Consider the following 20935-nt stretch of genomic DNA (forward strand, 5'->3'; position numbering starts at 1 on the left):
ATTTTTGGAAATTTAATATACTATTCATATAATGTGGACTGTTCATTTGGTCAGACCACCATAAAATAATGCTAACTGAACTATAGGTGAAACTTTACAACTGGAAACGGATAAAGGCAGGTGTGGTGATGGAAACCAGGAAAATTCTCTATTTTGATAAGGTATTCCCAGAGTTTAAGCAAGTATTGGATGAGAACAAGCCTGAAGGGTTTGAGCTTTGGTATTGGGCAGAAATGACCGAAGAACAAAGAAATGAAAAACTGCCACTAGCGGATTACCTGCTTGTCGCTACAGAGAAGTTAAATGAACATCTTCTCGAACAGGCCAAAAATGCAAGGTACATTCAAAAGACGGGGATTGGCTACGATAATATCGATCTTGCCGCCACTGAAAAATTACAACTACCCGTCGCGAATACGCCTGGCGGAAATGCGACAGGTGTTGCGGAGTTAACCATTCTATTAATTCTTGCTCTCTATCGAAAATTGCCTACTTTAAACAAAGCAACCAAAGAGGGACAGTGGCTGATGTGGGAATTAAGACCAACTTCCTTTGAAATGGAAGGCAAGACACATGGTTTCATTGGATTCGGAAATATTGGGCGAGAAGTTGCTAGACGTTCACGTGCATTTGGTACGAAGATTGTCTACTATGATAAATTCAGAGTTTCTGAAGACAAGGAAAAGGAGCTAGATGCTACCTATATGTCCATGGAAGAGGTGCTGGAAACCTCTGATATGATCAGCCTGCATATCCCACTTTTACCAGATACAAGGGGAATCATCGGATCGAAGGAACTACAGATGATGAAGTCTTCCGCGATTCTGATTAATGTTTCAAGAGGCGGAATTGTGGAAGAAGAGGCACTGTACCATGCTCTAAAGGATCGTGTGATTGCAGGGGCAGGAATTGATGTATGGGAAAGTGAGCCAACCAATTCTGATAATCCTTTACTTACGCTAGATCAGGTCATCGCAACCCCACATATTGGTGCAGGAACAAAAGATACTTTAGATCGAGTTTTGCAAATTGCCTTTGGAAATATGGTGAAAGTAGAGCAAGGGGAACATCCAAATCATGTGGTCAACGGAATTCAGGAAGCAAGAAGCTTGAGATAAACGAACAAATAAAGGGGAGAAAAAACATGCGTCTAGCTACGATTAAGAAAAATGGTGTCGAACAGGCTGCTATTGTTACCGAAAGCGGTGTCGTTCTTGTAGAAAGCCTAAATCAAAAGGTTGGTTCAAATTGGTCTACTCAGCTGTTTGACATCATTAAAAATGGTGAATTGAATGATCTAAATGCCTGGTATCAAAATGAGGGCAAACAGGTTCTTGAAACCTTAAAAGATCAAGAAATTCCTACTGCAGAAGTTGATTTTGCACCATTATACCGTCATCCTCGCAAGATTTGGGGTATCGGATTGAACTATGTTGAGCATGCTGCAGACTTGCATGAAAAGGCACCAAATACCGAACCAGCTAGTTTTATGAAGCCAGATACGTCCATTATCGGTCCAAACGACACGATTGAAATTCCTCACCAGTCTGCACGGACAACGGCGGAGTCTGAACTGGGCGTTATTATTGGGAAGGTCTGCAAGGACGTTTCTGAAGAAGATGCTCCTAACGTGATTGCCGGTTTTACAACCATCATTGATATGACCGCAGAAGATATTTTGGAAAAAAATCCAAGATATTTAACGCGTTCCAAGAGTTTTGATACATTCTTCAGTTTTGGTCCGCATCTTGTAACTCCGGATGAAGTAGATGAAGTATTGGATCTGAATGTTTCCACTGTAATTAATGGGCAGATTCATCGCAAGAACGTCGTATCCAATATGACCTTCAGACCTTGGCACTTGGTTTCTTTTCATTCGAAAGTAATGACGCTTCTTCCTGGGGATATTATCTCAACCGGGACACCAGGTGCTGTTGTGATTCGTGATGGGGATATTGTAGAATGTCAAATTGATGGTTTTGAAAAACTAGTAAACTCTGTAAGAGATCTGAAAATAAACCGTTAATTATTTCTAGCTTTTGAAGTAGAATGAATCTATTACTGATATAAGGTAGTAAACGAGACTCTTGGCTATGTTAACTACCCATTAAAAGGAGGATTTATCGATGGATTTAAACCTGCAAAATAAAGTGGCGCTTGTTATTGCGTCCAGTCAAGGATTGGGAAAGGCAATTGCTAAGCAATTGGTTTCTGAAGGTGCAAATGTCATGCTGACAAGCCGTGACGAGACCAAATTAGCAGCAGTTCAAGAAGAACTGCAAAGCCTTGGAAAAGGAAAAGTATCCTATTTTCCATCAGATATTACAAAAGTTGAGGATATCCAGGCACTTGTACAGAAAACGCGCGATACCTTTGGGAAAATTGATATTTTGATCAATAATGCCGGAGGCCCTCCTGGAGGAACCTTTGAACAATTCTCAGATGAACAGTGGCAGAAAGCTTTTGAATTGAATTTGCTCAGCTATATTCGCATCATTCGTGAAGTGCTTCCAGACTTGAAAAAAGAAGGCGGAAGAATTATTAATATTGCCTCTACATCTATCAAGGTGCCTATTCCTGGATTAATTCTTTCCAATACCTTCAGAACGGGTATTGTTGGATTAGCTAAGTCATTGGCTGAAGAATTGGCTCCATATAATATCCTTGTCAACACTGTGGCTCCTGGTCGTATTGCGACAGATCGCGTGGCTTATTTGGATCAGCTTAAGGCCGACAAGCAAGGTGTTAGCTTTGAACAAATTCAAGAACAATCCCGCAAGACGATTCCACTTGGTCGTTATGGGGAGCCAGAAGAATTTGCAAAAGTCGTTACGTTCCTAGTTTCCGATGCATCTACATATATGACTGGAAGTTCATTCGTAGTAGACGGCGGAATGGTGAAATCAATCTAAATTTAAAGTAGGTGATTAAAGAATGGAAAATATCAAAAACATTTATTGTGTAGGGCGTAATTATAGATTGCATGCTGCGGAACTTGGGAATGCTGTTCCCACCTCTCCTTTTCTTTTTGCTAAGCCAAGCTATGCATTGGTTGAAGCAAACGGAGAAGAAATCGTCCTGCCAGGCAATCGAGGAGAAGTGCATTTTGAGCTAGAGCTTGTTGTGCGGATTGGCAAAGCTTATGAAAAAGGGATGACAGTCGATGAACTAGTTGACCAATTTGCCCTAGGGATCGACTTCACATTACGCGATGTGCAAAGTGAATTGAAGAAAAAGGGACTTCCATGGCTACTTGCGAAGGGGTTCCCAAATTCTGCCGTGTTGACAAAGTTCCAACCGTTCAACGGTGTGGATGAAACGAAGAAGACTGATTTTTCCATGTTGAAAAACGGGGAACAGGTTCAACGAGGAAACATCAAGGACATGATTTTTGATCTACAGACGATCATTGATTTTTCCGCGGAGCATTTCGGTCTTGGAGAAGGGGATATTCTCTTCACTGGAACACCTGAAGGGGTAGGACCTATTGCCTCTGGTGACCAAGTGGCGCTTCTCTGGGGAGATAGCGTATTGGGCGAAGCAAAAATTAAATTAGGTTAATGGAAAAGGGTGTCCCGAGAGGTCGGGGCACCTTTTTTTATGTCATGATGACCAAAATGCCTTTAGGAAGAAGTGAAAATGGTCATCATAACCAAGTCTCATGCCAGCCTAGAAAACCACTCTCTCAATCCCAACTGATTCCCTTGACGATAAAGCATAATCAATTCTTCAAGATCCGGTACCATATCAGAAGAAAAATAATCATTCCCCCATAACAAATCAAAGATATCTGTGAAAAGTGATACATAATATGGATTTTCTATTTGCGTACTAATGGAAACAATCCATTCTTTCAAAGACATCCAAGGATTGTCTGTTTTCCTCATCTCACCATCAATCTGCTTTTGAAGCGACAAAAAAACAATGGTTTCGGCGCACATGATCAGTACTCCGAAATAATGTCTCTGAGCAGCCTCATGTAGTGGTTGTGCGATGACTAAGTGAGGAATTAAAAAGGGAGGTGGCTCAGCTACAAAGGTACCTTCACCTTGTTTGGATTCCAAAAATCGCAGTAACTCCAGAACGCGCAAGCCTTCCCGAACGGAGGAGCGACTAACCTCCAAGAGTTCGCTAAGGTTCCGTTCCGTAGGGATTTTCGAGCCCTCAGGTAACTGTTCTGCCGCTATATAAGAAACGATTTGTTTTGCAACTTGCTCAAACATCCGTGGTAAGGTTTCGATTTGATAGCGGTCTTTCACTAGCATTCCTCCCGAATTATTTTACTAATTATATTATAGCAGATAGTTTATGTTTACAAAAATATGTATTTAGAATACTTTTAAAACAGTGTATAAAATGTAAATTAGAAAGATTGGGAGTGATTAGATTGCCTCTAGTTGGCCTTCTACGTTGGATTCATGCTCATCGGAAAGAATCGTTTTATATATTGATTAACCTTTTGTCATGGATGATGGTTTTTTATTTTCCCCTGCAGCATGCCAAAATGTTTGTTGTTCTTGTATTTGCCTTGTCTGGCTGGGCATTAGGTGTTCTCCCTCAACCTATTGTTTCTCTATCAATCATCGCCCTTATTCCCTTACTTATGCTAGGGACGTTTGAAGAAGCCTTGTCCGGATATGCGCAATCCTTTATCTGGCTACTAGTTTCCACCTTTATCTTAGCGGCTGCTGTAGAAGGGACGGGGTTGGGGAAAAGAATTGCCCTCTACCTATTAATGAAAGCGAAGGGAAGAACAAATACTACCATCTTATACTTGTTATTTGCAATTATTATCCTAGGCTTTTTAATTCCCACGGCAGCTGGACGCAGTGCAATGATTATGCCAGTCTGTGTCGGAGTTTTCAAGGTGATTACCTCAAAGGAACTGCTGCCTTCTTTTTCAAAATCAGTCATGCTGGGTGTCGCTTTTACTTCGAGCTTTATGTCTTGGGCGATCATCACGGGTTCCAGCTCATCGATCTATGCCGTTTCTGCCCTGGAAACAATGATTGGGTATAAATGGACCTACCTTTATTGGTTATTGTGTAATTTCCCGCTATTAGTTCTTCTGATCTTTCTGTTTTGGTTTGTATTGGGGAGAAAATATCCTCTTCGGATGAAGGAAATCCCCGGGGGATACGATTTTATCCGTGCAGAATTTCAGGCGTTGGGAAAGATTTCACAGGCAGAAAAAAACATCTTGACGATTGGCACTTTCACCGTATTGATGTGGATGAGCGAGCCTTTTCACGGTTTATCTGTCTCCTATATAGCTCTTGTTGCTGCGATCTTTTCCTGCTTGCCTGTGTTTGGTATTCAAAGCTGGAAAGATGCCTCCAAACATATCGCATGGGATGTGATCATTCTATTTGGGGCAGGATTTGCCTTAGCAGAGGCGTTACAAAGAAATGAGACAGCGACTTGGTTGGCCTTGCAGTTGACACAGGTGATTCCCCACGTAGGCCCGTTTATAGCGGGGTTATTCATGATGGTTATGGTACTTTTTCTTCGCCTGGGGTTTGCCAATATGCTTGCAATTACCGCATCGCTTCTTCCGATCACGATTAACCTGGCAGAAATGTGGGGAATTAATCCGTTATGGCTTTCACAAATTGTCATCATTGCTTGTTCTTTTGGCTATTTTCTTCCAGTTCAATCCCCATCAAATCTCATTACTTATAGCTACGGCTATTACGATGAGAAGGAATTAGCTGAAATGGGCATATATGTTTCGTTGATTACGATCGTGGTTATTTTACTCGGTGCCTTTTTCTACTGGCCGTACATCGGATTACCACCGTTATAAAATTTAGAAAAATATGTATTGTCATATTTTGCTGAACACGTTATAATACAAATGTGTTCAGTGTTTTGTATGCAATTATAATATTCTGATAATTATTCAAGAGGAGGTATTCATGCTACCGTTAGATGGAGTGAAGGTCCTAGATTTAACTCAATTTTTGGCTGGCCCGTACTGTACAATGGTTCTTTCTGATATGGGGGCTGATGTAATTAAGATCGAAAGATTCCCCAGTGGAGAAGATTCGAGAAGATTAGGCCCTTTTATTAACGGAGAAGGCTATCCATTTGCGATGCCAAATCGAAACAAGAAAAGTGTTGGCCTTGACTTGAAAAGTGAAAAAGGAAAAGAGATCTTTCTGAAATTAGCGGAAAATGCGGATATTATTATCGAAAATTTCCGTCCGGGGGTTACAAAAAAGCTAGGAATTGATTATGAATCGATTCAAGCCTTGAATTCGGGGGTTATCTACTGTTCTATTTCCGGATTTGGGCAAACAGGTCCATACAGCCACAAGGGCGGATTCGATATCATCGCCCAGGGAGTCACCGGATTTATGAGAATGACTGGTGAACCAGGCGGAAGACCGGCGAAGGTCGGGATTGCTATTAACGATATCGCAGCAGGGGCTACGGCACTGTATGGTATTTTGGGCGCCTATGTTCACAAAATGAGAACAGGTGAGGGTCAATATTTAGATACCTCACTTGTTGAGTCCGGGCTGGCATGGACGGTTTGGGAATCGGCTGCTTATTTTGCCACTGGGGAAATTCCCATGCCAACAGGAACCAGACATAGACGTTCTACCCCATACCAGGCTTACCGGACACTGGACGGCTATGTGACGATTGGTGCAGGGAATCAGAAGCTTTGGGAAAACCTGTGCAAAGTTGCGCTGAATCGTCCGGAATGGATTGATTTCCCGCAATTTAAAGATTTGAACAAGAGAATGGAGAACATTGAACTCATTCAAGAGATGATCGAAGAAGTACTTGCTGAACACCCTACATCCTATTGGGTTGAGAAATTGGATGAAGCAGGTGTTCCGGGTGGGCCTGTCTACACCTACGATCAAACACTGAATGATCCACATATTCAGGCAAGAGACATGATCGTAGAAATGCAGCATCCGAAACTTGGGGATATAAAAACGATTGGTATTCCCATTAAGTTTTCTAAAACCCCTTTACAGATTCGGACTCCTGCGCCTTGGCTTGGCCAACATACGAACCAGGTACTGCAAGACTTGGGACTTTCCGAGGAGGAAGTAAAAGAGCTTTACCAGGAAGGCGTCGTTTATGACAAATACGGAGAAGAAGCGGGGGTAAACCATGCAAAGTAAAGAAGATATTTTTCTAGAGAAAAGTGGGCAAATCGCAACGATTTACTTTAATCGTCCTGAGAAGAGAAATGCCTTGACCCATGAGATGTGGAAGGCTATTCCGGGGTTCTTGGAAGATGTGGAACAAGATAAAAATATCAAAGTACTCATTTTAAGAGGGGTAAACGAAGTTGCCTTTGCTGCCGGAGCGGATATTAGTGAATTTCGTACCCTCCGCTCAAACTCGGAAGGGGCAAGAATTTATAATGAAGCCACACATCGGGCGGAAAGAATGTTGGCGAAGTTCAAAAAGCCGACAATCGCGATGATTCAAGGATCTTGTATTGGCGGTGGCTGTGAATTAGCTGTTGCTTGCGATTTTCGTTTTTCTGACACGACTGGAAGATTTGGGATTACTCCGGCAAGACTTGGATTAGTTTACAGCTTAAGCGCTACGAAAACTTTGGTAGATTTGGTAGGCCCGCAAAATGCAAAATATATTCTATTTTCCGGGAATCATCTCGACGTTAATCGGGCTCGTGAAATCGGTTTGGTTGATTTTATCTATTCTCCCGAAGAATTAGAGCAGAAGACAATGGAGTTTGCTGAACAACTCTGTCGTAATGCACAATTTACGGTTCGCAGCATGAAGCATATTATCTCCCTCATTGCTAGCGGAGTTACTGAAGATACGGAAGAAACGATGGCACTGCGTAACGGTTCCTTCGACACGGAAGATTACCAAGAGGGCGTCAGAGCATTTATGGAAAAACGGAAGCCGGTATTTAAGTATTCATAAGAAATTCACCAGAAATTCATAAGAACATCTCAAAAGACAACGGACGAAGTACAGAAGGTAGCCATTGAATGTGGAGGGAGAACGAAAAAGTTCTTCCTCTAAAGATAATTATTAGAAAAATACCTATTAATAAAATAATTATAAAATTGGGGGATTTAAATGAAAAAACTATTTTCCATGTCCGTTGCCTTGATTCTTCTGTTAGCGGTTACAGCCTGCGGAAGCAAGCCAGCCGCAAACGATGCAAAGCCTGCTGATCAGCCGCAACAAGCAGCAACACAGCCTGCTGCTGAGAAGAAAGAGGAACAAAAGGCAGAATTCAATTACCCAGAAAAGAACCTGAATTGGACGATTGCCTTTGGACCTGGCGGTGGAAATGACATCATGTCGAGGACCATCATTGACATCTTGAAGAAGCACGACCTGTATTCGAAGGATATTATCGCAGAAAACAGACAAGGTGGGAGTGGTGCCGTAGGCTGGGGCTACTTAAACAGTCATAAGGGGGATCCATACCAAATTTCTTCCACCAGCGGAAGCTTTATTACAACGCCGCTCGTTTCTGATCCAGGGTTTAATTATGAATCCTTTACACCGGTTGCCTTAATGGCCACAGATGACATGGTTTTAGTAGTAAAAGGGGATGCACCTTATAATACGCTTGAAGAGTTTATCGAGGCGGCTAAAACGAGAGATAAAAAGATGGCCATTGGTGGAATTGGAGCTGTAAACGTTGACGCAATCCTTCCATGGCTGTTGGCTAAGGAAGCTGGATTTGAAATTGAATATGTACCATTCCAAGGCGATGGAGAAAATACCAGTGCACTATTATCGAACAGCATTGATGCGATGATGGCGAATCCTGCAGAGGCACTTGGGCAAATTCAAGCCGGACAAATGAAACCGCTCGCATTTAGCGGACAGGTGCGGATTCCACAGCTGCCAGATGTACCAACATTTATTGAAAAAGGGTATAAGAGTGTAACCCTGCCAATGCCGCGCGGGGTAGTCTTGGCTGGCGATGTGCCGAAAGAGGTACAAGACTGGTGGGTAGATACCATGAAGAAGGTTACGGAAACTGAAGAATGGAAAAAATATATCAATGATAACAGCTTAACAGAATACTTACTATTTGGGGATGACTTTACCAAATACCTTGAAGAAACCAATAAAGTCTTCAGAGATGTTCTGATTGAAACAGGTGCTTTAAAACAGTAATTTAACTTTATTCAGCAGAAGTTCCCCACTTACATAAGTGGGGGGATGAATGCTTGCTAAATAAAGTTAAAGCCTCTGGCGGATGCCACAGATTTTGAAAGGTAGTTATTCGAGCAAGCTCGAATAAATCTGGGCACAAATACGCCAAGGCGCATTTGGTTTAATGCAAGAAGCATGTGAAAGCTCACATGCTTCTTGTGCCATAGAGGTGGTCTTCAGTTGTAAATGATTTTGAAGGGGGGAGAATTGAAGATGAAGCTTGCTTTTTCCTTGTTTTTCTTTCTATTTTCTGTAGTCTTTACGGCATTGAGCCTAAAATTTAACTTTCTTACAGATTCAGGCAGACCCGATACTGGTTTTTTTCCATTGATTATCGGGTTCGGTCTTCTATTATTTACGGGCTTGAGTGTCTATCATGACTTCAAAGAGAGAATGAAGGCGTCTGAGAAGTCCATTTATGGAAAAGAAATGGTTTGGGTCGCAGTATTCATGACTGTCTTTATTTTTCTATTAAATATCTTAGGATCCTTAATCTCTATGATTCTCTTTATATTCTCGATTCTTCTCCTATTTAATCGAGAAAAGATGCTGCAGAATATATCCATTAGTTTAGTAATTCCAATCATTATTGTGGTGATGTTTGACTTTTGGCTGAACGCCAGTTTGCCGAAAGGATTTTTAGGATTTGTTTAAATTTATTCAGTAGTTCCCCACTGCATAAGTGGTGGGATGAATGCCTACTGAATAAAGTTAGAGCCTCCGGCGGATGCCACAGATTTTTAGAGGTAGTTTTTCGAGCAAGCTCGAAAAAAAATCTGGGCACAAATACGCCAAGGCGCATTTGATCTAATCACGAGAAAGGAGGCAATAGGATGGATCTATTATCAAACTTAGCTCTAGGATTTTCCGTAGCTGTAACACCGCTTAATCTACTCTTTGTCACTGTTGGTGCATTTATTGGAATGCTCGTCGGGGTTATTCCTGGATTCGGGCCATCTGCTGGGATCGCCATATTGCTTCCAATCACCCTGTCGCTTGACCCTACATCAGCGATCATTATGCTAGCCGGGATTTATTACGGCTCGATGTATGGGGGAACGATTACCTCGATTTTGATTAATACACCGGGGGAGTCTGCTACAGTTGCTTCTACCCTTGATGGATATCCGTTAGCAAGGCAAGGAAGAGCGGGCCCTGCGTTAGTCATGCAGGCAATTGCATCTTTCGTTGGAGGAACTGTAGGTGTCATCCTTATCTGTTCGCTTGCACCCTGGTTTGCAAAAGTTGCGATGTCTTTCGGTCCTTCCGAATACTTCATGCTCGTAGTACTGGGGCTTTTGATGCTGACGGTTATGATGGGGGAAAACCAACGATATGGGATTGTATCTGCGCTGTTTGGTTTTGCTATCGCGATGGTTGGGGTTGATGTTGTTTCTGGACAACAACGCTTTACTTTTGGTTCAGCGGAATTAATCAACGGGATTGATTTCATCCCAGTCGCTATCGGTTTATTTGGAATTGGCGAACTACTCTCGTGTGTTTATGAAGGTAACCATCGGGAAAAGCCGCAGGACATGATGAAGGTAAAGATGTTCGGAAAGGGCTTCTGGCCCAATGCTGTGGACTATATCGAAACAAAATGGACAATGTTCAGGGGGTCCGTGCTCGGCTTTGTGGTAGGCGTCTTACCAGGAGCAGGAGCAACGATCGCTTCATTGATGTCTTATTCATTGGAAAAGAAAATGTCTAAGACACCGGAAAAATTCGGAAAAGGGGCGATGGCTGGACTTGTTGCACCAGAAGCCGCAAATAATGCTGCTTCCTCTGGTGCAATGATTCCTTTGCTTACGCTGGGGATTCCAGGCTCTGGATCGACAGCTGTTTTGTTGGGTGCTTTTTTAATGTGGGGACTTCAGCCAGGTCCATTACTAATGATTGAACATCCTGAGTTTAGCTGGGGTTTAATCACGAGTATGTACATGGGAAATATTGTTTTGTTGCTCGTTAACATCGTTGCCATCCCTATTTTTGTTAAAGCGTTGCAAGTTCCATATAAGCTATTACTTCCTGTGATCGTTGTGCTTTGTGTAATCGGAACCTACAGTCTTCACGGCAGTATTATAGAAACATGGATCATGCTAATTTGCGGGGTTTTAGGCTTCTTTATGAAACTGTATGGCTATTCACCTGCAGCCACTGTCTTAGCCCTCGTCTTAGGACCGATGGCAGAAAACACATTAAGACAAACTCTAATTGCATCCTCTGGCAGTTTTTCCGTTTTTGTGCAAAGACCTGTAACCCTTTCATTGCTAATCATTGTACTTATCGCAATTGTTTTCCCGATCATTATGAGGATAATCAATAAGAGTAGAAAAAATAACCGGGATATTGTGGCGTAAGTGGACGTTTCCGTTGAAGTAATCAATAATAGAGGGTGAGATCCACAAGAGTAAGGAATGATAGGATGACAATCAAACGGCCAGTGACAGTAAGGGAATATGTATATGAACAATTAAAGAGCAATATTTTGTCCGGAGTGTATCGACCAGGGCAAAGGTTAATTGAAGCAACCCTTGCTGAAGAACTAGAGGTTAGTAGAACTCCGATCCGAGATGCTTTAAATCGCTTAGAAATAGATGGTCTGATTACTACTTCTCCACATAAAGGGATTTTCGTTACGAAGATTACCAAAAGAGATGTGCAGGATTTTTATCAGACAAGGGCAGTTCTTGAAGGACTCTCAGCAAAGCTTGCAGCCGAAGTTGCAGAAGAGAAGGAGCTAGAGGAATTTAAACTGCTTTTAACCGAAATGGAACATATTTTTGAACGGGATCGAGAACAAATCAATTATAAGGAGATTGCGCAATCCAATGTAAAGTTTCATCAAAAAATATGCAAAATGTCTAAGAATGATGTGTTATTCCGGATGCTAGGTAGTTTGGATAGCGCGATTACACTGATTCGGTCCACCTCGTGGACGAATTATAACCGGAAATTTCAAACCTACTTGGAACATCAGGAAATAGCAAAGGCCATCTTGGAGAGAAACGGAGAATTGGCGCAGCGAAAGGCGGAGGAACATATTTTCAGTGCTTGGAAATCTGCTGAAATAGCTCTACAGAAGCAGGAAGAAGAGGAATGACTAACAAAAGGACCTAGTCTAACGACTGGGTCCTTTTGTTTTAAGTTTATTTTTTCTCAGGTACCAAAAAGTCAAAGTCACAGCCTTCATCTGCTTGCAATACATGTTCTTGGTATAAGCGAGTATAGCCTCTGCTTTCGATAACAGGCGATTTAAATTCCGCGCGTCTTCTTTCGAGCTCATCTTCAGGCACATGTAATTCCAGTTTACGTTTTTCTACATCAAGTTCTACAGTGTCCCCTGTTCTTACCAATCCAAGTGGGCCTCCGATTGCTGATTCCGGCGCTACATGGAGAACGACTGTACCGAAAGCAGTTCCACTCATGCGTGCATCCGAGATCCGCACCATATCGCGAACGCCTTGTCTTAATAGTTTTTCTGGAATTGGCAGCATGCCGGCTTCTGGCATACCAGGTGCACCTACCGGACCAGCATTTTGCAGAATCATGATGTCATTCTCTGTGATATCCAGTTCAGGATCATGCACTCTTTTCTCCATATCTTGTGGGGAGGTGAACACGATAGCTCGTCCCTTATGCTTTAATAAATGCTTCGATGCGGCTTTTGGTTTAATGACGGCACCATTCGGGGCCAGGTTCCCTCTTAGAACAGCAATTCCACCGTCCTTGTGAAGCGGGTCATCGAAAGGCCGAACAATATCCCGATATACCTCAGAAACTTTTACATCCTTGATGTTTTCACCAACTGTTTTTCCAGTTACCGTTATTTCATCCAAGTGTAGTAAGGTTTCCAATTCCTTCATAACAGCTGGGGTGCCTCCTGCGCGAGCGAATTCTTCCATTTGATATTTCCCGGCTGGGCGCAAGTTAGCGATGAACGGTGTCGTTTGTCCTAGTTCATCAAACCATTCAAGCGGTAGTTCAATACCTAAACGGCCGGCAACAGCAGTCAAATGGATCACGGCATTAGTTGAACCACCGACAGCCATGAGGGTACGAATCGCATTTTCAAAGGCATTTTTAGTCATGATTTTGGAAGGTGTAAGGCCTTTTTCAACAAGTTCCACAATCATTCTTCCTGTTTCTTTTGCAAGGTAAAGCCGACGATTATCTGTAGCGAGAACAGCGGCTCCTTCTGGGATCATCATACCCAGCGCTTCTGTACAAACTGCAATCGTACTGGCGCTTCCCATAACCATGCAGTGGCCAGCGGTTGGTGCTAAGGATGCATTAATTTTGGAAAGTTCATCTTCGTCTATTTTCCCAGCGCGGTATTCCTGCCAGTAAAAACGGCAGTCGGAACATGCACCGAGGGTTTTTCCTTCATATTCCCCGTTCGCCATAGGACCACCGGTAAACATAATCGTTGGAATATCGGCACTGGCAGCCCCCATAAGCTGTGCAGGTGTCATTTTGTCACAACCGCCGAGAAGAACAACGCCATCCAAAGGCTGCGCGCGAATCATTTCTTCTGTATCCATAGCTGCCAGATTGCGGTAGAGCATGGTTGTTGGGCTCGTGAAAATTTCACCTAATGAAATAGTCGGAAATTCTAAAGGGATTCCGCCAGCCATTAAAACGCCGCGTTTAATCGCGTCAACAATGGGACCGAAATGAGTATGACAGCGGTTGATTTCACTTTCCGTGTTACAAATTCCAATCACCGGTTTTTCAAAATCTTTTTCATCGTATCCTAAATGGCGATTAAACGCCTGCCGGATAAACCGGCTAAAGCCCGCATCACCGTATGAAGTCAGCTTTTGTTTCCCCCGTTCGTTTCCCATAAGCACACCCCTTTTTATATGTAAAACTAAAATGAAATTAATATGGTCCTACCAATCACTCTACCATAAAAATGCAAAAAGTTAAATTTCTTTTTAGCCACTTAGGAAAGTTCCTAATTAACATAAAAACGCATATATTCTAAAAATAATATTGACGAAAATAGGGAGCTGGGATAATATTTTTGTATATATATCTATCTTTCTCTTTTGTATATTGGTCTGACCATAGTAAAACATGAATGTTTTTCTGAAAGGATGATGGCTTTGAGTGATTTGAAGCTAGTTGTTGACAACAAACAGAAAGCCGCCCTAGTAATTGATGCAAAAGACAATGTAGCAGTTGCACTAGAGGATTTGAAAATGGGTGAAACTTGTTTGATTCGATTTGAGGATTTAGTTGAACAATTGGAAGTCATCGAAGATATAGGGTTTGGACACAAGATCGCATTAAAGGACCTGCAGCAGGATGAATGTGTTTATAAATATGGTGAAGAAATTGGGAGAATGAAAGAACCCTTACAAAGAGGGGGATGGATTCACAGCCATAACATGTATTGTGAGAGGGGGTTGAAAAATGGGTGATAAATTTATGGGCTATTGGCGTAAAGATGGCTCTGTCGGTGTAAGGAACCAGATTGCGATCATTCCTTCCGTTTTTTGCTCTGCCAAAGTTGCTGAAAGAATAGCATATCAAGTTCCAGGATCTGTTTATTTTCGGCATCCCGTAGGCTGCAGCCAAGTTGGGGAAGATTTGGAAGTTACAGCAAAAACTTTAATTCAAATTGGAAAGAATCCTAATTTTGCTGGTGTGGTGGTTGTCGGACTAGGTTGTGAACGATTTTCTCCCTATGAATTAGCTCAAGGAATTGCGCCAACTAACAAAATGCTTGAAACCGTTGTCATTCAAGAAGAAGGGGATTCGCTAGGGGCCATTTCGCAAGGTGTGAAATATGCTCGGGAAATGCAGCAGATTGCGTCCCGTCAACAGCGTGAAGAAGCGGATGTCAGCGAGTTAGTTATTGGGTTGAATTGCGGAGGATCTGATATGACTTCAGGTTTAATCGCCAACCCGGCACTGGGGATTGCTTCCGACAAACTGGTTTCCCAAGGTGGATCTTCCATCCTAAGTGAGATAACAGAATTAATCGGGACGGAGGAAATCCTTGCAAGGCGTGCAATTAATGAAACTGTTGCAGAGGAAATCAGACAAACCATATATCGGACAGAGCAAAAGCTGGAAAGACAGACGGCAGCTTCCAGCAACAAAAATCGCACACACCTCATCTCCAAGGGGAATTACGATGGTGGATTATCTAGTGTTGTTGAAAAGTCATTAGGAAGTATGAAAAAGTCCGGAAATGCTCCTTTCAGCGGGGTGGTCCAATATGGGCACCGGTTGACTAGCAAGGGATTATTTTTGCTAGATTCTCCTGGCCATGATGGGGAAGTGACGACTGGTGAAGTAGCTGCAGGTGCACAGATCGTCGTATTTCCAACAGGTCGAGGCACTCCAACCGGTTTCCCAGGTGTTCCAGTAATCAAAATAACCGGGAATCCAAGAACCTATGAAAAAATGAAAGAAAATATTGATATTAACGTAGGTCAGGTAATGACCGGCGAAAAAACAATGCAGCAGATGGGTGAAGAAATTTACCGGGAAATCCTGGAGGTTGCTTCAGGTAAATTAGCGAAGGCAGAAATCCTAGGGCACGATGAGCAATTCTGTATTACAAGATTACCATAAGAGAAAGAGTGGGAAGAAAATTATGGCTAATGTAGGCTTTCGAATTGTAAATCATTTTGAGCGTGTAAATCAGGAAATCATTGATGGATTTAAAGGCATCGCTACTCCGAATATTGGCGATGTGATGGGGCGCATGTTTGCCATGGATTATTCGATCAAAACAGTGAATAAACCAGGCATTCATGTTGTGGGAAGCGCCTTTACTGTTCGAACACATCCTTCAGATAACCTAATGGTGCATAAGGCTATGGATATGGCCAAGCCTGGAGACATCATCGTGATAGATGCTTGCGGGGATATGGGGAATGCAATCCTTGGCGAATTGATGTGCCATTATGCAAAAACAAAGGGAATCGCAGGTTACATTGTAGATGGACCTGTTCGAGACCTGCATGCGATAGCGGAAATGGAATTTCCTGTATTTGCTAAAGGTGGCTCTCCCCGCGGACCATATAAAGAAGGACCAGGAGAAATTAACACCTTAATTAGCTGTGGAAATGTTCCTGTTAGACCAGGAGATGTGATTGTGGCCGACGATGATGGGGTTGTGGTGATCCCGCGTGAGGATGCTGAGAATGTCTTAAAAAAGGCAAAAGCAATCCAGGAAAAGGAACAAGAAATTATCAGCGCAATTTACGATGGACGTTGGGATCGTAAATGGGTTGACGAAACCCTTCGTCAGAAAGGGTGTGATGGGCTTGACTAATCAGCCTATCCGTGTATCCAAGAGCCTGTTAGAAGATTATGTGAACCGCGTGTTTTTAGCTGCTGGCTTGGATCAAGAGCAAGCCGCGATCACAGCGCGCCACTTGGTCCATGCCAATCTACGTGGTGTTGATTCCCATGGGGTGAGCCGGGTGGATGTCTATACGAAACGTCTAGAGATCGGGATTGTAAACCGCGACCTTCATTTTGAATTGGAAAGGGAAACCCCTGCAAGTGCTTTGGTTGATGGTGGCAACAGTTCCGGAATTGCTCTTGCAACAAAAGGGATTGAGCTTGCTGTTAAAAAGGCCCTGCAAACAGGTGTGGGAATTGTTGGGATTAAGAATTCCAACCATTGTGGAATGCTCGGCGATTACACCATGTATGCCGCCAAGCATGGATGCATTGCCTTGGCAACGACGAATGCACCGCCGAACATGGCACCATGGGGTGGCCGGGAAAGATTTTTTGGGACTAATCCGTTTTCTTATGGTGTTCCTGCTGGTGAAGAGGATGACATTGTCTTCGATATGGCAACAAGCTTAGTAGCCCGTGGGAAGATTATTGTTGCCCAGAAAAACAATCAGCAAATCCCACTAGGCTGGGCGATTTCTAAAGATGGTAAACCTACGAACGATCCTAATGTAGCACTTGACGGTCTTGTACTTCCTGCGGGTGGATATAAGGGGTACGGGATTACATTCCTTGTGGAAGTGTTGTCGTCCTTGTTTACGGGTGCTGCCTTTGGACCGCAAATTGCTGACTTGTATAAGAACTTTGAGCAGGCACAAAATGTGGGGCAATGTTTCATTGTCATCAGGGCCGACTTGTTCCAAAGCATGGATCAATTTAGATCACGAATGGATCAGTTAATTCGTGAAATCCGAGAGGTTCCGCGTATGGATGGAGTAGAACGAATATATCTGCCTGGTGAGATTGAGCGGGAAAAGACAGCGGACCGAATGAAGAACGGCATCCCTATATCAGTGGAAATTCTTCAAGAGATTCGAGGAGTCGGTCAGCGGTATAGCATTGTAGATGATCCGTTATTTAAAGAAATTGGATAGTTAAAATGCAAGGGGATCCCCCGAAAAGTTTTTATAAAACAACTAAGGGTAGGATCCTTTTGTGTATGAAGAAAAGGTTTTAGGATACATCAACAAGATAAAGAATATTAAAAAAAGTAAATTGAATTGTATTTGAAATTAGCATAAAATGAAGACCAAGTGGCGATCAGTGGAAGATTGGTTTACCTTGGTTTTCATCCAGGAATTGCCCATATCACATGTAAAGGAGTTCATTCCGATGGAACTAAAAGGTCGCGTAGTGTTAGTAACAGGGGGCGCAACTGGACTGGGACGTGAAATTTCACTTGATCTAGCAAAACAGGGGATGTCCGTTGTGGTCAATTATTCCCGTTCTGAACAGGATGCAAAGGATACCGTCGAACAAATACAAGCTTTGGGTGGGGAAGCGTTTGCGATTCGGGCAGATGTGTCCACTAGGTTAGAAGTTAATAATATGGTTGATAGTATCATAGAAAAGCTAGGAAGATTGGATGCCATTGTTGCGAATGCAGGAACCACTGTATTCCGTGCCTTTGAAGATATTGATGGAGTGAGTGAAGAGGATTGGGACCGAATCATGAACGTCAATGTAAAAGGGGCATGGCTTTTAGCTAAAGCAGCCACGCCTTATATGAAAAAACAAGGTGCAGGAAGAATTGTAATCACCACCTCGGTTGCAGGGATAAGGCCTACTGGAAGCTCACTGCCCTATTCTGTTTCCAAAGCAGCTGCAATCCACCTAACAAAAGGCCTGGCTAAAGGGCTTGGACCTGAAATTTTAGTCAATGCCATTGCCCCGGGATTATTGGATACAAGGTGGACCCGTGGACATGATCCGAAAACGATTGATGCTTTTATTAAAAATTCCCCCCTTCAAAACATTCCATCTTTGGAGGATAACGCGAAACAGGTAAGAGGATTAATAGAAACGGATTCGATGACGGGGTCCATTATCGTTGTAGACAGTGGTACAACATTGTAGAAGTAATATTTGAACTGCAGCGAGCAGGGCAGAGTGTTAATGTGGAGGATGACTTGCTGTCTGAAGAATTCTAGGTAAGTCAAATGAGAGGACCGGGCTACGCCCGGTTTTTCTAACTTCTAAGAAACTAATATGGAGTAGGGCTCATTCATATGCGGGTAAGTCTTGTCGCTGCCCCACTATTAGAGGTGGGAAGGACGGACCGTTAGACGAGTAAAAAATAACGGAGGATTTTTCAGTATTGAGAGCAACCATGTTTGGATAATTGATTTACCACCCCCCAATTCCTAAATACATGGAATAACAAAAATTAATTGACAATTACCATGTGGAAATCTACAATGAATGTAAGGGACATCAGGTGGCCGGACCACCTAAGATCGGGGGTGGGATGTTTAGTGAATTTAAGTCCAATAAAAAAGGTAAGAGTATATGAACAGGTAATCGAGCAGATCAAAGATTTGATCGAGCAGGGTGTGATCCAGCCGGGGCAGAAGTTGCCATCAGAAAGGGACCTTGCCGCGGAATTATCCGTCTCCAGAAGTGTTGTTCGAGAGGCTATGAGTGTGTTGAACACTAGTGGAATTATTCAAATTCGACCGGGAATAGGCGTTTTCCTCATGGAAGAAGAGGAACAGGGACTGATTCACCGCATCAACCGCATTTTAAACAAAGATGAAGTTAATCTCTCAGAAGTTTTAGAATTACGGCAGGGGTTGGAAGTGCAAGCGGCATTTTTGGCTGCCCAAAGGGCGACTGAAAAAGATCTACAATTGATCGAAGCAGCATTGAAGGAACTGGAACAGGCAGTTTATAAAAAGAAGTTAGCCGCCGAGGAGGATTTTGCATTCCATCTTGCTATTATTAGGGCCAGCAAAAATGCGATGATCCAGGAAATGATGAATCTATTAACCGAAGCGATTCAATCCGGGATGAAAAAGAGCCGTCGTAGAACACTGCAAATGCCAAAGAAACCAGAGGAAGTAGTCAACGAGCATTTTGAAATTTTTCAAGCAATCAGAGACAAGGACGGACAAACAGCGAGAGAACTGATGTTGATTCATCTGGATAATGTAATTAAGAGATCATATCTTGTACAATAATATTTTTTCCAATAAAAGGAGGATAAGGCATGTCCATAGCAAACTCAGTTTCCCTTTACCATATCCAGGTTCACACTCAAGCTCCCGTTGTGGAGGATATACCCGCAGCAATAGATGAGGCAGTAGAAAAAATAATGCAAGGGGAACGTTTTCAGAATTTAAAACCCGGTGCATCCATTGCGGTGACGGCAGGAAGCAGAGGGATTGCAAATTATGTTGAAATTTTGCGTTCGGTCGTTTCTTCTTTAAAAAGAAAGGGATATACCCCCTTTTTATTCTCAGCTATGGGAAGCCATGGTAGAGGCGAAGCGGAAGGTCAAAAAGAAGTCCTGGATAGTATGGGAATTACAGAAGCGACTGTGGGCTGTCCTATCTCCTACTCTAGTGAACTTAAAGTAATTCATGAGCTTGAAGCATTTGGGAAGACCCTTCCGGTTTATTGCGCAAAGGAAGCGGTAGAGGCTGACGGGGTGGTCGTGGTCAATCGGGTTAAACCACATACTTCTTTCCGTGGAGATTACGAAAGCGGATTATTTAAGATGATGACAGTTGGTATGGGGAGAGCCAAGGGGGCAGATATGTTCCATAGCGCAGGAGCTAGCCGTTTGGCGGATATGATCCCTTTGATTGGCGGAAGTGTATTGGAACACGCTCCTGTTGTAGGAGGGATTGCCGTCGTAGAGAACGCGATGGAAAAGACGGCAATTATTGAAGGGATTCCACATGACCAATTTTTCCCTAGGGAGAAGGCATTGCTCGAAACAGCAAAAGAGTTTATGCCGAAGCTTCCCGTCGATCGTGCCGACCTTTGCGTGGTTGGAGAGATGGGTAAAAATTACAGTGGAACGGGAATGGACACAAATATTATTGGCAGATTGCGCATTCAAGGGGTACCTGAACCTGTAAAGCCGTACTTTACCTATCTTGCTGTTCTAAGGCTGTCTGAACCATCACATGGAAATGCTACGGGAATCGGACTCGCGGACATGACAACCGAAACACTTGCAAATGGCATCGACAAAACCGCGACCTATTTGAATTGTTCGACAAGCGGCTTTATCATCCGCGCAGCAATCCCGATGACGTTTCCGACAGATCAGGCTTTGCTAGAGGGAGCAGTAAAAATGCTAAGAACAGAAGATGCTGATCAATTGCGGATGATAGCCATTCGAAATACACTTCATATAGATAAACTTTGGGTGACGAAGGCGATTTATGAAGAGATCAAGGATCAATCAAATATTAAACTATTAGAAGAGCCAAAAGCGATTCAATTTGACACCCAAGGCAATTGGATTTGGGAATAA

Annotated in this window: 20 protein-coding genes; 18 read left to right on the forward strand and 2 right to left on the reverse strand. The window is 42.9% G+C overall.

Translation table 11 applies throughout. The features are described from left to right. The first annotated feature begins 128 nt into the window (after positions 1–128). From J2Z37_RS19035 to J2Z37_RS19050, 4 genes are all read left to right on the forward strand, one after another. The gene (locus tag J2Z37_RS19035; protein ID WP_209811897.1) at positions 129–1118 is read left to right on the forward strand and encodes a 2-hydroxyacid dehydrogenase; all 990 of its coding nucleotides are present in this window, start codon (positions 129–131) and stop codon (positions 1116–1118) included. Between the two features lie 26 nt (positions 1119–1144). After that, a complete protein-coding gene (locus J2Z37_RS19040) occupies positions 1145–2026 on the forward strand; it encodes a fumarylacetoacetate hydrolase family protein (protein WP_209811898.1) in 882 nt (293 codons plus the stop codon). 100 nt (positions 2027–2126) lie between these two features. After that, entirely contained in the window at positions 2127–2912 is a 786-nt protein-coding gene (locus J2Z37_RS19045) for an SDR family oxidoreductase (protein WP_209811899.1), read from the forward strand. A gap of 22 nt (positions 2913–2934) precedes the next feature. Beyond that, a complete protein-coding gene (locus J2Z37_RS19050) occupies positions 2935–3561 on the forward strand; it encodes a fumarylacetoacetate hydrolase family protein (RefSeq protein WP_209811900.1) in 627 nt (208 codons plus the stop codon). 98 nt (positions 3562–3659) lie between these two features. On the opposite strand, the gene J2Z37_RS19055 is transcribed toward J2Z37_RS19050, so the two are convergent. Then, positions 3660–4259: a FadR/GntR family transcriptional regulator gene (locus J2Z37_RS19055; RefSeq protein WP_209811901.1), complete on the reverse strand. Its 600-nt coding sequence runs from the start codon at positions 4257–4259 to the stop codon at positions 3660–3662. Between the two features lie 128 nt (positions 4260–4387). Here J2Z37_RS19055 and J2Z37_RS19060 point away from each other — a divergent pair, with 128 nt between their 5' ends. The 7 genes from J2Z37_RS19060 (at position 4388) to J2Z37_RS19090 (ending at position 12283) form a co-directional block, all read left to right on the forward strand. Continuing rightward, positions 4388–5806, forward strand: coding sequence for an SLC13 family permease (locus J2Z37_RS19060; RefSeq protein WP_209811902.1), 1419 nt, complete (start codon positions 4388–4390; stop codon positions 5804–5806). A 112-nt stretch (positions 5807–5918) separates the two neighbouring features. Further along, entirely contained in the window at positions 5919–7145 is a 1227-nt protein-coding gene (locus tag J2Z37_RS19065; RefSeq protein ID WP_209811903.1) for a CaiB/BaiF CoA transferase family protein, read from the forward strand. Beyond that, positions 7135–7923 (forward strand): enoyl-CoA hydratase-related protein, encoded by a 789-nt coding sequence (locus J2Z37_RS19070; protein ID WP_209811904.1) that lies wholly within the window; start codon positions 7135–7137, stop codon positions 7921–7923. Before J2Z37_RS19065 ends, J2Z37_RS19070 begins: the two co-directional genes overlap by 11 nt. A gap of 159 nt (positions 7924–8082) precedes the next feature. Beyond that, complete coding sequence (locus J2Z37_RS19075; RefSeq protein ID WP_209811905.1) at positions 8083–9141, forward strand: tripartite tricarboxylate transporter substrate-binding protein; 1059 nt, start codon at positions 8083–8085, stop codon at positions 9139–9141. A 252-nt stretch (positions 9142–9393) separates the two neighbouring features. Then, positions 9394–9834: a tripartite tricarboxylate transporter TctB family protein gene (locus J2Z37_RS19080; protein ID WP_245203964.1), complete on the forward strand. Its 441-nt coding sequence runs from the start codon at positions 9394–9396 to the stop codon at positions 9832–9834. A 179-nt stretch (positions 9835–10013) separates the two neighbouring features. Next, positions 10014–11540 (forward strand): tripartite tricarboxylate transporter permease, encoded by a 1527-nt coding sequence (locus J2Z37_RS19085; protein WP_209811907.1) that lies wholly within the window; start codon positions 10014–10016, stop codon positions 11538–11540. 65 nt (positions 11541–11605) lie between these two features. Next, positions 11606–12283, forward strand: a complete 678-nt coding sequence (locus J2Z37_RS19090; protein WP_209811908.1) for a GntR family transcriptional regulator — start codon at positions 11606–11608, stop codon at positions 12281–12283. Positions 12284–12329: 46 nt separating this feature from the next. On the opposite strand, the gene J2Z37_RS19095 is transcribed toward J2Z37_RS19090, so the two are convergent. Continuing rightward, positions 12330–14027 carry an IlvD/Edd family dehydratase gene (locus J2Z37_RS19095; protein WP_209811909.1) on the reverse strand — a complete coding sequence of 566 codons (1698 nt, stop codon included), beginning with the start codon at positions 14025–14027 and terminating at the stop codon, positions 12330–12332. A 264-nt stretch (positions 14028–14291) separates the two neighbouring features. On the opposite strand from J2Z37_RS19095, the gene J2Z37_RS19100 reads away from it, so the two are divergent. From J2Z37_RS19100 to J2Z37_RS19130, 7 genes are all read left to right on the forward strand, one after another. Beyond that, positions 14292–14609, forward strand: coding sequence for a UxaA family hydrolase (locus tag J2Z37_RS19100; protein WP_209811910.1), 318 nt, complete (start codon positions 14292–14294; stop codon positions 14607–14609). Further along, the gene (locus J2Z37_RS19105) at positions 14602–15771 is read left to right on the forward strand and encodes a UxaA family hydrolase (RefSeq protein ID WP_209811911.1); all 1170 of its coding nucleotides are present in this window, start codon (positions 14602–14604) and stop codon (positions 15769–15771) included. Before J2Z37_RS19100 ends, J2Z37_RS19105 begins: the two co-directional genes overlap by 8 nt. A gap of 22 nt (positions 15772–15793) precedes the next feature. Then, on the forward strand, positions 15794–16477 hold the full coding sequence (locus tag J2Z37_RS19110; protein ID WP_209811912.1) for an RraA family protein: 684 nt from the start codon (positions 15794–15796) through the stop codon (positions 16475–16477). Further along, complete coding sequence (locus J2Z37_RS19115; RefSeq protein WP_209811913.1) at positions 16470–17543, forward strand: Ldh family oxidoreductase; 1074 nt, start codon at positions 16470–16472, stop codon at positions 17541–17543. The genes J2Z37_RS19110 and J2Z37_RS19115 overlap by 8 nt, the downstream gene beginning before the upstream one ends. Positions 17544–17781: 238 nt before the next feature. Then, positions 17782–18525 carry an SDR family NAD(P)-dependent oxidoreductase gene (locus tag J2Z37_RS19120; RefSeq protein WP_209811914.1) on the forward strand — a complete coding sequence of 248 codons (744 nt, stop codon included), beginning with the start codon at positions 17782–17784 and terminating at the stop codon, positions 18523–18525. 398 nt (positions 18526–18923) lie between these two features. Then, a complete protein-coding gene (locus J2Z37_RS19125) occupies positions 18924–19628 on the forward strand; it encodes a FadR/GntR family transcriptional regulator (protein WP_209811915.1) in 705 nt (234 codons plus the stop codon). A gap of 29 nt (positions 19629–19657) precedes the next feature. After that, positions 19658–20935: a nickel pincer cofactor-dependent isomerase, group 22 gene (locus tag J2Z37_RS19130; RefSeq protein WP_209811916.1), complete on the forward strand. Its 1278-nt coding sequence runs from the start codon at positions 19658–19660 to the stop codon at positions 20933–20935.

Source organism: Ammoniphilus resinae, assembly GCF_017873965.1.
In the GTDB taxonomy this organism is placed as follows: domain Bacteria; phylum Bacillota; class Bacilli; order Aneurinibacillales; family RAOX-1; genus Ammoniphilus_A; species Ammoniphilus_A resinae.